The 2,665-nt window shown below is 65.6% G+C and carries 3 protein-coding genes; all 3 read right to left on the reverse strand.

Translation table 11 applies throughout. The annotated features are described in order from the left end of the window. Nucleotides 1–557, reverse strand: a 557-nt coding sequence (locus ABY403_RS15380; protein WP_372841696.1) for a DNA alkylation repair protein, incomplete at its 3' end; no start/stop codon positions are given. Next, nucleotides 554–2,368 carry a glutamine--fructose-6-phosphate transaminase (isomerizing) gene (gene glmS / locus ABY403_RS15385; RefSeq protein ID WP_372841697.1) on the reverse strand — a complete coding sequence of 605 codons (1,815 nt, stop codon included), beginning with the start codon at nt 2,366–2,368 and terminating at the stop codon, nt 554–556. The genes ABY403_RS15380 and glmS, both read right to left, overlap by 4 nt. After that, nucleotides 2,368–2,665, reverse strand: a 298-nt coding sequence (locus ABY403_RS15390) for a DapH/DapD/GlmU-related protein (RefSeq protein WP_372841698.1), incomplete at its 5' end; no start/stop codon positions are given. The genes ABY403_RS15390 and glmS, both read right to left, overlap by 1 nt.

A 2,665-nucleotide genomic window follows, 5' to 3' on the forward strand; every position in this document is an offset into this window, starting at 1 on the left:
ATGGCTTTCTGGATGAACCAGTCGCGGTCGGGGGCAAGTGCCGTGGCCCAGCCCAGAACGCGGGTGCGCACCGCCTCGTCGGCGGGCTTGGGGTGGGGCAGGCGGGTCCAAGGTAGGGTGAAGGTCAGTGCGGCGCGGCGCGCCCACATGTTTGGGTGGGCAACCCAGCCTTCCACCTCGTCCAGCCGTTCCGGGTGCGCGACAAGGCGGCGCCCGCCCGCGGCGGCGGCATGGTCTGCAATGGCCCATGCGTCGAACTCGGGAACCCACGCGGCGATCAGCTGCCAGACCGCTGCATCATCGCCAATTCGGGCCTGCGTCAGCAGCTTGGCCGCGGCAATGCGCGCCTCGTGGATGTTTGAGCGCCAAAGCGCATCGGCCAGCGCAACCCGCCCCGGCACATCCAGCGCCGCACGCCATTCGGCCACCAAAGCCTCGATCTGCGGCACGGCAAGCCCAAGATAGGGGCGCGGGGCCTTGTGATAAGCGGCAGACCCCTCGGCGCGCACCGGGTCGGCAAGTGCCGCAAGCGCGGCAAGTTCCCCCTCGCCGATCATTCCACCGTCACCGATTTTGCCAGATTGCGCGGCTGGTCCACATCGGTGCCCTTGGCAATCGCGGTGTGGTAGGCAAGCAGTTGCGCCGGGATCGCATAAAGGATCGGCGCGAAAGGTTCGGCCACTTGCGGCAGCTTCAGGCTTGCCCAAACGCCCGCCGATGCGGCATCGAGCCCCGGCGCATCCGAGATCAGCAACACCATGCCGTGGCGCGCCATCACCTCTTGCATGTTCGACACGGTCTTGTCGAAAAGCCGATCATGCGGTGCCAGCACCACCACTGGCAGATTGCGGTCGATCAGCGCGATCGGACCATGCTTCAACTCGCCAGAGGCATAGCCCTCGGCGTGGATGTAGCTGATTTCCTTGAGCTTCAGCGCGCCCTCCAAGGCCAGCGGGAACATCGGTCCGCGCCCGAGGAACAGCACGTCGCTGGCCTCGGCAATGCGCTCGGCTAGCCGCGCGATATCGTCGGAAAGCGCCAGCGCCTGATTCATCAGGCCCGGCAGCGTTTGCAATGCGTCGATATGGCATGCGAGCGTTGCAGGCGTCATGCGGCCACGGTCCACCGCCGCTTTCAGCGCCAGTATCGCCAGCACCGCAAGCTGGCAGGTGAACGCTTTGGTCGAGGCGACGCCCACCTCGATGCCCGCCATGATCGGCAAGGCCAAGTCGGCTTCGCGCGCGATGGACGAACTGGGCACGTTGACCACCGCCAGCGTCTGCGCAGCTTGTGCCTTGCAATAGCGCAGCGCCGCGAGCGTGTCTGCGGTTTCGCCCGACTGGCTGACAAACAGCGCAAGGCTTGCGGCGGGAAGGGGCGGCTCGCGATAGCGAAACTCGCTGGCCACGTCGATTTCGCAAGGTAGCCCGGCAAGCGCCTCGAACCAGTATTTCGCCACCGCGCAAGCGTAATAGGCGGTGCCGCAGGCGACCAGCGTCAGCCGCTCGACGCCGGCAAGGTTCAACCCCTCGGGCAGGTTCAACGCGCCGCCTTGCAGATAATGCCCAAGCGCATCGCGCAAAACCGCGGGTTGTTCGGCGATTTCCTTGGCCATGAAGTGCTTGTAGCCAGCCTTCTCAACCCGGGCTTGTCCAATGTCGATGCGCTGGGCTTCGCGCTTGGTGCGCCTGCCTTCGGCGTCGAAGATTTCCGCACCCGCGCGGGTGACAAAGGCATGATCGCCTTCTTCAAGGTAGGTGATGGCGTCGGTAAAGGGGGCCAGCGCAATTGCGTCCGAGCCTACAAACATTTCGCCCTGCCCATGCCCGATCGCCAGCGGGCTGCCCTTGCGCGCGGCAATCAACAGGTCGGGTTCGCCGTCGAACAGAAACAGCAGCGCGAAAGCGCCTTCAAGCCGCGCCAGCGTGGCGCGCGCGGCTTCGCGGGCAGGCAGGCCTTGGGTCATGTAGTGGTGCGTCAGAAGCGCTACGGTTTCTGTATCGGTCTCGGTTTCACAGGCCATGCCCGCCGCTGCGAGGGTTTCGCGCAGATTGCGGTAATTTTCGATGATGCCGTTGTGCACCACCGTCACCGGGCCAGAGCGGTGCGGGTGCGCATTGCGCTCGGTCGCGGCACCGTGCGTGGCCCAGCGGGTATGGCCGATGCCCGCCTTGCCCGGCAATGGGTCGTGCACCAGCAGGTCTGAAAGATTGACCAGCTTGCCCACCGCCCGACGCCTGTCCAGCCGCCCCTCGTGCACGGTGGCGATGCCCGCCGAATCGTAGCCGCGATATTCCAGCCGCTTCAGGCTTTCAACGAGTTGCGGTGCGACCTCATGCTCGCCCAAGATGCCGATGATGCCGCACATCAGGTTTTTCCCTCGCGCCGCCGCGCCTTTTCGGCGCGCAGCCGGTCGAACAGCTTGGCTGCCAGCCCGAGCTTGTTGACCTGCTTTGCGCGCGCCAGCGCCACCGCGCCTGCCGGCACGTTTTCGGTGATGACCGACCCTGACCCGGTTAGCGCGCCATCGCCCACCGACACTGGCGCCACCAGCATCGTGTCAGAGCCGATAAAGGCATTTGCGCCGATTTCGGTGCGATGTTTCATGACGCCGTCATAGTTGCACGTCACCGTGCCCGCGCCGATGTTGGTGCGTTCGCCCACA

It is taken from the genome of Phaeovulum sp., from assembly GCF_041596715.1.
In the GTDB taxonomy this organism is placed as follows: Bacteria; Pseudomonadota; Alphaproteobacteria; order Rhodobacterales; family Rhodobacteraceae; genus UBA6213.

Coding starts and splice junctions, on each gene's coding strand:
- glmS (WP_372841697.1), bottom strand. CDS start 2,368: ATGTGCGGCATCATCGGCATCTTGGGCGAGCATGAGGTCGCACCGCAA.